Below are 11204 nucleotides of genomic sequence, written 5' to 3'. Positions count from 1 at the left end.
GTGTCACGAGAAAGCGAGAAGTCATGGCGGACGAAGAGCGGCTGCGCGAATACCTGACGCGGGTCGTCGCCGAGCTGCAGCAGACCCGCCAACGGCTGCGCGAGGTCACCGCCGAGGAGTCCGAGCCGGTGGCGATCGTCGCGATGAGCTGCCGCTACCCGGGCGGCATCGCCTCGCCGGAGGACCTGTGGTCGTTCGTCTCCACCGGTGGGGACGCCATCGGCGGCTTCCCCACCGACCGGGGCTGGGACCTGGACCGCCTCCAGCACCCCGACCCCGACCGGCCCGGCACCTCGACCACCAGCTCCGGCGGGTTCCTGCACGACGCGGGGAAGTTCGACGCCGCCCTGTTCGGCGTCTCCCCCCGCGAGGCGGTCGCCATGGACCCCCAGCAGCGGCTGCTGCTGGAGGTCACCTGGGAGCTGTTCGAACGGGCCGGCATCGCCCCGCTGTCCCTGCGGGGCAGCCGCTCCGGCGTGTTCGTCGGCACCTCCGGCCAGGACTACGCCGCCGTGCTGCACCGTGCCCCCGGCGTCGAGGGATACGTGCTCACCGGCACCGCCGCCAGCGTCGTCTCCGGCCGGCTGGCGTACACGTTCGGGCTCGAGGGCCCCACGGTCACCGTGGACACCGCCTGCTCGTCGGCGTCCGTCGCCATCCACCTCGCCTGCCAGGCGCTGCGCCAGCGCGAGTGCGGCCTCGCCCTGGCCGGCGGCGCGACCGTGCTGGCCACCCCCGGCCCGTTCGTCGAGTTCTCCCGGCAGCGCGGGCTGGCCGCCGACGGCCGGTGCAAGTCGTTCGCCGCGTCCGCCGACGGCACCGGCTGGTCCGAGGGCGTCGGCATGCTGCTGCTGGAACGCCTCAGCGACGCCCGCCGCAACGGCCACCCCGTCCTCGCGGTGATCCGGGGCTCCGCCGTCAACCAGGACGGCGCTTCCAACGGTCTGACCGCCCCCAACGGGCCCTCCCAGCAGCGGGTGATCGGTCAGGCCCTGGCCGGCGCGCGACTGTCCACGGCCGACGTGGACGTGGTCGAGGCGCACGGCACCGGCACCGTCCTCGGCGACCCGATCGAGGCGCAGGCGCTGCTGGCCACGTACGGGCAGGAGCGGGGTGACGCCGCGCCCCTGCTGCTCGGGTCGATCAAGTCGAACATCGGCCACAGCCAGGCCGCCGCCGGCATCGCCGGGGTGATCAAGATGGTGCTGGCCATGCGCCACGGGACCGTGCCCGCCACCCTGCACGTCGACGAGCCCACCCCGCACGTCGACTGGTCCGCAGGCGCGGTCACCCTGGTCACCGAGGCGACCCCGTGGCCGGCCGTGGACCGGCCCCGCCGCGCGGCCGTGTCCTCGTTCGGGATGTCCGGCACCAACACCCACCTCATCCTCGAACAGCCCGAGGAGCCCGCCGCCACCGACGAGCGGCCCGAACCGCCCGGCCCCGCGCCGGTGCTGCTCACCGGCCGTACCCGCACCGGGCTGCGCCGCCAGGCCGAGCGCTGGGCCGCCCACCTCGCCGCCGACGCCGGCCCGCGCCCCGCCGACGTCGCCTGGACCTCGGCGGTGTCCCGGTCCCCCCTCGAACACCGCGCGGTCGTCCTCGCCGACGACCCCGCCGGCCTGCTCACCGCCCTGACCGCCCTCGCCGACGACCGGCCCGCCCCCGGCCTGGTCACCGGCACCGCCGCCGACCGTGGCGCCGTCGCGTTCCTGTACTCCGGCCAGGGCGCCCAGCGCGCCGGCATGGGCCGCGAGCTGGCCGAGGCGTACCCCGTCTTCGCGGCGGCGCTCGACGAGGCCTGCGCCCACCTCGACCCGCACCTGCCCCGGCCGCTGAAGCCCGTCCTGAACGCCTCGCCCGGCACCGACGACGCGGCGCTGCTCGACCAGACCGTGTTCACCCAGGCCGGGCTCTTCGCCGTCGAGGTGGCGCTGCACCGGCTGCTCGGCTCCTGGGGGCTGGCCCCCGACCTGGTCGCCGGGCACTCGATCGGTGAGATCACCGCCGCCCACGTGGCCGGCGTGCTCACCCTCGCCGATGCCGCCGCCCTGGTCGCGGCCCGCGGCCGGCTCATGCAGGCCCTCCCGGCCGGCGGGGCGATGCTCGCCGTCGCCGCCGCCGAGGCCGACGTCGCCGCCTCCCTGGAAGGGCTGACCGACCGGGTCGCCGTCGCCGCCGTCAACGGGCCCGCCTCCGTCGTCGTCTCCGGTGCCGGCCCGGCCGTCGACGAGCTGGCCGAACTCTGGACCGGGCGGGGGGTGAAGGTCCGCCGGCTGCGGGTCAGCCACGCCTTCCACAGCCCCCTGATGGAGCCGATGCTCGCCGAGTTCGCCGCCGTCGCCGCGCGCCTCGACCTGCGCGCCCCCACCCTGCCGATCGTGTCCAACCTGACCGGCGAGCTGGCCGACCCGGCTCAGCTGCGCACCCCCGGGTACTGGGTGCGGCACGTCCGCGAGGCCGTCCGCTTCGCCGACGGCGTCCGCGCCCTGCGGGCCCACGGCGTCGGCACCTTCGTCGAGGTCGGCCCCGACGCCGTCCTCACCGCCGCCGTCGAGGAGACGCTCGCCACCGTCGAGGCGGCCCCCGACGTCGCCCCCGCCGTGGTCGTGCCGGTGCTGCGCCGGGACCGCGCGGAACGCCGCGCCCTGCTCGGCGCGCTCGCCCGGCTGCACGTCGCCGGCACGCCCGTGGCCTGGGCCGACCTGCTCGCCGACCAGCCCGGTCGCCTCGTCGGCCTACCCACCTACCCGTTCGAGCAGCAGCACTACTGGGTGCCGGCCGAGGAACCGGCCGACCCGGTCGCCACCGCGACCGGGCTGCTCGACCGGCGCTTCTGGGACGCCGTCGAACGGGCCGACCTGGACTCCCTGCGCGACACCCTGGCCGTCGACGACGAGGCCGCCGCCGAGTCCCTGCGCACCCTGCTGCCCGTCCTCGCCGACTGGCGGCGGCAGCGGCAGGAACACTCGCTGCTCGACGGCTGGCGCTACCGGGCCGACTGGCAGGTCACCGCCGAACCGGCCGCCGGCCGGCTCACCGGCACCTGGCTGCTCGCCCTGCCCGCCGGCGCGGACGACGACCCGGCCGTCCGGACCGTCCGGGCCGCGCTCACCGCCGCCGGAGCCGAACCGCTGCCGCTGACCGTCGCCCCCGACGCCGACCGGGCCGCCCTCGCCGCCGCCCTCGCCGGCACCGACGTCGCCGGGGTGGTCTCCCTGCTCGCCTGGGAACCGCCGACCGCCGACCGGGCCGCCCTGCCCGGCCTGCCCGACACCCTCACCCTCGTCCAGTCGCTCGGCGACGCCGGCATCGACGCCCCGCTGTGGCTGGTCACCCGGGGGGCCGTCGCCGCCGCCTCGTACGACCGGCTCGCCGACCCCGCGCAGGCCGCGATCTGGGGCCTCGGCCGGGTCGTCGGCGTCGAGGCCCCGCACCGCTGGGGCGGCCTGGTCGACCTGCCGACCCACCCGGACGACCGCGCCGCCGGCCGGCTCGCCGCGATCCTCACCGGCGCGGGCGGCGAGGACCAGCTCGCCGTACGCGGCCCCGGCGTCTTCGCCCGCCGCCTGGTCCGCGCCGCCGTCGGCGACCGCCCCCCGGCACGCCGGTTCACGCCCACCGGCACCGCGCTGATCACCGGCGGCACCGGCGGGCTCGGCGCCCGCGCCGCCCGCTGGCTCGCCGCCACCGGCGCCGAACACGTGGTGCTGGCCAGCCGGCGGGGACCCGCCGCCCCCGGCGCCGCCGAGCTGGAGGCCGAGCTGACCGCCCTCGGCACCCGGGTCACCGTGGCCGCCTGCGACATCGCCGACCGCGCCGCCCTCGCCGACCTGCTCGACCGGATCGAGGCCGACGGCCCGCCCGTCCGCGTCGTCGTGCACACCGCCGGCATCGCCCAGGCCACCCCGCTGGCCGCCATCACCCCGGCCGAACTGGCCGAGGTGACCGCAGGCAAGACCGCCGGGGCCACCCACCTGCACGACCTGCTCGCCGACCGGGAGCTCGACGCCTTCCTCGTCTACTCGTCCATCGCCGCGACCTGGGGCAGCGCCGGGCAGGCCGGCTACGCGGCCGGCAACGCCTACCTCGACGCGCTCGTGCAGCAGCGGCGCGCCGACGGCCGGGCCGGCACCGCCGTCGCCTGGGGCCCGTGGGCCGACGGCGGCATGCACGACGCCGACTCCGACCAGGGGCTGCGCCGCCGTGGCCTGCCCGCGATGGACCCCGCCGTGGCGATGGGCGCCCTGCAACAGGCCCTCGACCACGACGACGTCGCCGTCACCGTCGCCGACGTCGACTGGTCCCGCTTCGCCCCCGCGTACGCGTCGGCGCGGCGACGGCCGCTGCTCGACGGCGTACCGGAGGCGCGGGCCGCCCTCGACGGCGGCGTGCCCGTCGACGACGGCGACGAGGGACCCGCGGCGACCCTGCGCCGCCGGCTGACCGGGCTGACCGCCGCCCGGCGCGAGGAGACCGTCACCGACCTGGTCCGGGAACTGGCTGCCGACGTGCTCGGCCACGACGGCGGGGCCGCCGCCGTCCCGGCCGGCACGGCGTTCCGGGACCTCGGCTTCGACTCGCTGACCGCCGTGGAGCTGCGCAACCGGCTGGTCGCCGCCACCGGGCAGGCGCTGCCCACCACCCTCGTCTTCGACCACCCCACCCCGGCCGTGCTGGCCCGCCACCTGCTCGCCGGCCTCTTCGGCGCCGCCGACGCGCCGGCCCCGACCGCCGCCGCCACCACCGTGGACGACGACGAGCCGATCGCCATCGTCGCCATGTCCTGCCGCTACCCGGGCGGGGCCGACGACCCGGATCGGCTGTGGCGGCTCGTCGCCGACGGCGTCGACGCCATCGGCGACTTCCCCACCAACCGTGGCTGGGACCTCGACCGCCTCTACGACCCCGACCCGGCGCACCCCGGCACCACGTACTCCGACCAGGGCGGCTTCCTGTACGAGGTGGCGGACTTCGATGCGGCCTTCTTCGGCATCTCGCCCCGGGAAGCCTCGGCGATGGATCCGCAGCAGCGGTTGTTGTTGGAGGCGTCGTGGGAGGTGGTGGAGCGGGCAGGGGTTGATCCGGGGGGGTTGCGGGGTTCGCGAACAGGGGTGTTCGTGGGGACGAATGGTCAGGACTATGGGGCCCTGTTGATGGTTTCTGCGGATGAGGTGGAGGGGTTCGCGGGGACGGGGAATGCGGCGAGTGTGGTGTCGGGTCGGGTGGCGTACGCGTTGGGGTTGGAGGGGCCGGCGGTGTCGGTGGACACGGCGTGTTCGTCGTCCCTCGTGGCGTTGCACCTGGCGGTGCAGTCGCTGCGGCGCGGCGAGTGCGACCTCGCCCTGGCCGGCGGCGTCACCGTGATGACCACCCCCGGCACGTTCGCCGAGTTCTCCCGCCAGCGGGCCCTCGCGGCCGACGGCCGCTGCAAGCCGTTCGCGGAGGCGGCCGACGGCACCGGCTGGGGTGAGGGCGTCGGCGTGCTGCTGGTGGAGCGTTTGTCCGACGCCCGCCGCAATGGGCATCACGTGCTGGCGATCGTGCGCGGCAGCGCGGTCAACTCCGACGGCGCGTCCAACGGCCTCACCGCGCCGAACGGCCCGTCGCAGCAGCGGGTGGTCCGGCAGGCCCTCGCCTCGGCGGGGCTGTCCACGGCGGACGTGGACGTGGTGGAGGCGCACGGCACCGGCACGACGCTGGGCGACCCGATCGAGGCGCAGGCGCTGCTGGCCACCTACGGACAGGACCGGGGCGACGCCGCGCCGCTGCTGCTCGGGTCCATCAAGTCGAACATCGGCCACACCCAGGCCGCCGCCGGCGTCGCCGGAATCATCAAGATGGTGCAGGCGATGCGCCACGGGACCGTACCCGCGACCCTGCACGTCGACGCGCCGTCGTCGCACATCGACTGGACGGCCGGGGCGGTCGCCCTCGTCACCGAGGCCACGCCGTGGCCGGAGACGGGCCGGGCGCGGCGGGCGGCGGTGTCGTCGTTCGGCATGTCCGGCACCAACGCGCACATCATCATCGAGCAGGCCGACGAGCCCGCCGATCCGGACGTCGTCGCCGTGGCCCCGGGCCTGGTCGGCGCGGACGTGACGGTGTGGCCGGTGTCGGCCCGGTCCGGGGCGGCCCTCGCCGGTCAGGCCGCCCGCCTCGCCGCCCACCTCCGGGGACGCGGTGACCTCGACGCCGCCGCCGTGGCCTGGTCCCTGGCCACGACCCGGTCCACGTTCGACCGGCGGTCGTCGGTCGTCGGGTCGACCGTCGAGGAGTTGCTGTCCGGCCTGGAAGCGCTCGCGGGCGGCCTGCCTGCCGCCGGCGTGGTGACGGGTGTGGCCGCGTCCCACGGCGCGGGTCCGGTGTTCGTGTTCCCGGGTCAGGGTGCGCAGTCGGCGCGGATGGCGGCGGGTCTGGTCGGCCGGACGCCGGTGTTCGACGGGCGGCTGGCGGAGTGCCAGCGTGCGTTGGCCCCGTACCTGGACGTGGATCTCGTCTCGGTCCTGACCGGTGAGGACGAGTCGTGGTTGGACCGGGTCGAGGTGGTGCAGCCGGTGCTGTGGGCGGTCGGCGTCGCCTTGGCGGCGGTGTGGCGGCAGGTGGGCGTCACCCCGCAGGCGGTGATCGGTCACTCGCAGGGCGAGATCGGTGCGGCCTGCGTGGCGGGCATCCTGTCCCTGGATGACGCCGCGCGGACCGTCGCCCTGCGTTCCCGTGCCCTCGCGGTGTTGCGGGGCACGGGGGCGATGGCGTCGGTGGATCTGTCCGCCGACGCGGTGACCGCTCGCCTCGCGGAGTTCCCCGGGGTGGGTGTCGCGGCCGTCAACGGTCCGGCCACGGTGGTGGTGTCGGGTCCGCCGCAGCCGGTGGCCGACCTCGTTCAGGCGTGCCAGGCCGAAGGCATCCGGGCCCGGCTGATTCCGGTGGACTACGCGTCGCACTCGGCGTCGGTGCAGGACGTCGCCGAGCGGTTGCGGGCGGACCTGGCCGACGTGGCCCCGCAGGCCGGTCACACCCGGCTCGTGTCGACGTTGACCGGGGACTGGGTGGACCCGGCTGCCATGACCGCCGACTACTGGTACGACAACCTGCGCCGGACGGTGCAGTTCGACGCCGCAGTCCGGGTGGCGATCGCGGCGGGGCACTCCACGTTCGTGGAGATCAGCCCGCACCCGGTGTTGACGATGCCGGTGACGGCGATCCTGGATGACACCGGCACCACCGGGCACACCCTGGGCAGCCTGCGTCGGGGTGACGACGACCCGACCCGGTTGCTGACGAACCTGGCGACCGCGCACGCCATCGGCCTGCCCGTCGACCTCACGAAGGTTCTCGCCGCCACGGCGACCGTCGAGCTGCCCACCTACGCGTTCGACCGGGGCCGGTACTGGCTGGACCCGCCCGCCCACCGCGTCCGGGACGTCGGCTCCGCCGGCCTCCAGGACGCCGGCCACCCGCTGCTCAGCGCGGCGATCCCCGTCGCCGAGGACCAGACGGTGGTGCTCACCGGCCGGCTGTCGGTGCGTACCCACCCGTGGCTGGCCGACCACGCCGTCGGCGGCGCGGTGATCGTCCCCGGCACCGGCGTCGTCGACATGGTGGTCCGGGCCGGCGACGAGGTCGACGCCGGACACGTGGGCGACCTGACGCTGATCAGCCCCCTCGTGCTCCCGCCGGGCGGCGCCGTGCAGGTGCAGGTGCGCGTCGGCGCGCCGAGCGACGCCGGCGAGCGGGCCGTCACCGTGCACTCCCGGCCCGAGGACGACGGCTCCGGCGAGTGGACCCGGCACGCCGAGGGCCTGCTGCTCCCGCAGCTTCCCGCCCCGGTGGTCGTCGCGGGGCAGTGGCCGCCGGCCGACGCGGTCGAGGTCGACGCCGACCTCGACGCCTGGTACGCGGGGATGGCCGAGGGAGGTCTCGGCTACGGCCCCGCCTTCCGGGGCCTGCACCGGGTGTGGCGCGGCGCCGACGAGGTCTACGCCGAGGTGGCGCTGCCCGACTCCGCCGCCGCCGAGGCGTCCCGGTTCGGGCTGCACCCGGCCCTGTTCGACGCGGCCCTCCAGGTCAGCGGGCTCACCGCCCTGCTGGGCGAGGACGCCGCCGCCGGCACCGGCTGGATGCCGTTCGCCTTCCGGGCGGTCGGCCTGCACGCCCACGGCGCGACCCGGCTGCGGGTGCGGATGCGGTCGCTGGGCCCGGACACCGTCACGGTCACCCTCGCCGACACCGCCGGCCAGCCGGTCGCCACCGTCGAGTCGCTGACCTTCCGCCCGGTCGCCGCAGGCGCGGCCGACGAGGCCGCCGCGCTGCGCCGCAACGCGCTGTTCCACCTGGACTGGACGCCGCTGCCGGCGGCCGACGCCACGGCGGGGACGACCCGCTGGGCGTTGCTCGGCGACGACACCCCCGGCTTCGGCGACGCGCTTGCCGCCGCCGGCCACCCCGTCGCCGGCCACGCCGACCTGGCGGCGCTGGTCGCCGAGGTCGAGCGCTCCGGGGACGTACCCGACGTGGTGGTCGACCTGGGGGCCGACGCGGACCCGGCGCGGGCGGCCGAGGCCGCGCACGACGCGGCCCGGGACGCCCTCGCCCTCATGCAGGCGTGGCTCGGCGAGCCCCGGTTGGAGCGGGCCCGGCTGGTCCTGCACACCGCCGGCGCGGTCGGCGCGGCCCCCGGCGAGGCCCCCCGCGACCTGGCCGGCGCTGCCGTGTGGGGGCTGGTCCGGTCGGCCCAGTCCGAGCACCCGGGCCGGTTCACGCTGCTCGACACCGACGGCGCCGCCGCCTCCCTCGCGGCCGTCCCGGCGGCCGTCGCCTCCGGCATACCGCAGCTCGCGGTCCGCGACGGCGCGCCGCTGACGCCCCGGCTGGTCCGGGCCCGCGACGCCGTGGCGCTGCCGCTGCCGGCCGACGGCACGCCGTGGCGGCTCGACGTCACCGAGAAGGGGACGCTGGAGAACCTCGCCCTGCTGCCCGCCCCGGCGCAGGGTGACCTGCCGGCCGGCCATGTCCTCGTCGCGATGCGCGCCTCCGGGTTGAACTTCCGCGACGTGGTGCTGGCCCTCGGCATGGTGCCCGACCAGGAGGTGCTGGGCAACGAGGGGGCCGGCGTGGTGCTCGACGTCGGGCCGGGGGTCACCGACCTCGCCCCGGGCGACCGGGTGATGGGCATCTTCTCCGGGTCGTTCTCCTCCGTCGCGGCCACCGACCGCCGCCTGCTCACCCGCATCCCCGACGACTGGTCGTACGCCGACGCCGCCGCCGTGCCCGTGGTGTTCCTGACCGCCTGGTACGGCCTGGTCGAGCTGGCCCGGCTGGCGGCGGGGGAGTCCGTGCTGGTGCACGCCGCGGCCGGCGGCGTCGGGATGGCCGCCGTGCAGATCGCCCGCCACCTCGGCGCGGAGGTCTACGGCACGGCCAGCCCCGGCAAGTGGCCGGCGCTGCGCGCCACCGGCCTCGACGACGGGCACCTCGCCTCCTCCCGCACCCTCGACTTCGTCGAGGAGTTCCGCGACCGCACCGCCGGGCGGGGCGTCGACGTGGTGCTCAACGCGCTCAGCGGCGAGTTCGTCGACGCGTCCCTGCGGCTGCTCGCCCCCGGCGGCCGGTTCGTCGAGATGGGCAAGACCGACAAGCGGGACCCGCAGCGGGTCGCCGAGGCCCACCCCGGCGTCGACTACCAGGTCTTCGACCTCATCGAGGCCGGGCCGGACGCCATCGGCCGGATGCTCGGCGAGCTGATGGCGCTCTTCGCCACCGGCGCGCTGCGCCCGCTGCCCCGGCGCACCTGGGACGTGCGGCGGGCCCCGGAGGCGTTCCGCTTCCTGAGCCAGGCCCGGCAGGTCGGCAAGCTCGCCCTGAGCATCCCGCAGCCGCCCCGGCTCGACGGCACGGTCCTGGTCTCCGGGGCCACCGGCACCCTCGGCGCGCTGCTCTGCCGGCACCTCGTCACCGCGCACGACGCCCGGCAGCTCCTCCTGGTCAGCCGGCGCGGCCCCGACGCCGAGGGCGCCGACGAGCTGCTGGCCGACCTCAAGGCGCTCGGCGCGGACGTGTCGATCGTCGCCGCCGACCTGGCCGACCCGGACGCCGTCGCCGACGTGCTGTCCATGGTGGACGCGCGGCAGCCGCTGCGGGCCGTCGTGCACGCCGCCGGGGTCCTCGACGACGCCACCGTCTCCTCGCTCACCCCCGCCCGGCTCGACGCGGTGCTGCGGCCGAAGGTCGACGCGGCCTGGAACCTGCACCGGGCCACACTCGGCCACGAGCTGACCGCGTTCGTGCTGTTCTCCGCCGCCGCAGGCGTGTTCGGCGGCCCGGGGCAGGGCAACTACGCCGCCGGCAACGCGTTCCTCGACGCCCTCGCCGAGCACCGTCGGGCCCTCGGCCTGCCGGCCGTCGCCCTCGCCTGGGGCCGGTGGGCGCAGGCCAGCGGCATGACCGGGCACCTCGACGCCACCGACATCCGCCGGCTCGACCGGGGCGGCATGGCCGCCCTGTCCAACGACGAGGCCCTCGCCCTGTTCGACGCCGGCTGGCGGTCCGAACGCCCCGTCCTCATGCCGGCGAAGATCAGCACCGGGGCGGCGGCGCCGGGCGCGCCCGTCCATCCGCTGCTGGCCGGCCTGGTCCGCGCCGCCGGCCGCCGGGCCGCCGCCGGTGAGGCCGCCGACGGGCAGGCGTTCGCCGCGACCCTGGCCGGCCTCTCCGACGACAAGCGGGTACGCGCCCTGCGCGACCTGGTGCTGTCGCACGTGGCCGTCGTCCTCGGCCACGGCGACCCGGCCGGCATCGAGCCGACCCGCGCGTTCCGGGAACTCGGCTTCGACTCGCTCACCGCGGTCGAGCTGCGCAACCGGCTCGGCGCGGCCACCGGGCTGCGGCTGCCCGCGACGCTGGTCTTCGACAACCCGACGCCGGCGGCGCTCGCCGCGCACCTCGCCGGGCAGTTCGCCCCGGCCGGCGCGGCGGACACCTCGGCGGGGGCCGGGCGGGAACTCGACCGCCTCGAGGCGGCGCTCGCCGGCCTCGACCCGGCCGACGACGAGTTCCGCCGGATCACCGACCGGCTGCACGGCCTGCTGGACCGGCTGGCCGAGCGGCAGTCGGAGGCGGACGGCGACGACGACCTGGAGTCGGCCACCGCCGAGAACATCTTCGACCTGATCGACCGCGAGCTGGAGACGTCGTGACCAGCCGCA

1 protein-coding gene is annotated in these 11204 nt (G+C 76.8%); it reads left to right on the top strand.

All coding sequences use genetic code 11. From position 1 onward, the window contains the following. Positions 1-23 precede the first annotated feature (23 nt). Complete coding sequence (locus OG559_RS01895; RefSeq protein WP_405111599.1) at positions 24-11195, top strand: type I polyketide synthase; 11172 nt, start codon at positions 24-26, stop codon at positions 11193-11195. The last annotated feature ends 9 nt before the right edge of the window (positions 11196-11204 follow it).

Origin of the sequence: Micromonospora sp. NBC_01405, from assembly GCF_045040155.1 — a bacterium.
Taxonomy (GTDB): Bacteria; Actinomycetota; Actinomycetes; order Mycobacteriales; family Micromonosporaceae; genus Micromonospora.
The sequence above is the reverse complement of the archived record's forward strand: the minus strand, read 5'-3'. Positions and strand labels throughout refer to the sequence as shown.